The sequence below is a fragment of the Paenibacillus sp. EKM301P genome (assembly GCF_011800295.1).
Lineage (GTDB): Bacteria > Bacillota > Bacilli > Paenibacillales > Paenibacillaceae > Paenibacillus > Paenibacillus polymyxa.
In genome coordinates this window covers 1-479 of record NZ_JAALFM010000083.1, presented here as the reverse complement: position 1 = coordinate 479, position 479 = coordinate 1, and the positions used below count along the sequence as shown (strand labels likewise).

Genomic DNA, 479 nt, shown 5'->3' with positions numbered 1-479 from the left:
GCAAAGTACGTATGAAACGCTTCCCCGACAACCAGGAACAAGCACCAGCCGTCCATCAAAATATGATGGAAGCTCCACACAAAACGGTACGACTCCTCACCTGTACGTAAAATAGACACCCGCATCAGCTCGCCGGAGCTGAAATGAAAGCCTGCCGCTTTGTCACGTTCCGCAAAATCAGCAAGGTATGCGGCCTGCTCTTCTTGTCCCATTGAACGTATATCTTCAAACCGGAATCCAGCCGCTTTATGGCGGTACACTACCTGTAAAGGCTGCTCATTCCAGCCACTATAAAAATTCGTTCTGAATATTTGATGGCGATCCACCAGCTGGTTGAGGCTTTCGGCAAAAGCCTCCACTTGGAAGCTGCCTTGTAGATCAAATGTCGCCTGCTCAAAATATGCCCCGGATTGCGGCTCCATGAAGCCGTGGAACAGGATGCCTTTTTGCATAGGGGTTAACGAATAAATGTTTTCCAG

General features: G+C 49.1%; 1 protein-coding gene. It reads right to left on the bottom strand.

Annotation, left to right across the window (positions count from 1 at the left end):
- Nucleotides 1–479 (bottom strand): condensation domain-containing protein (locus tag HFD99_RS24920; RefSeq protein ID WP_238797308.1); only part of this gene is annotated, 479 nt, incomplete at both ends.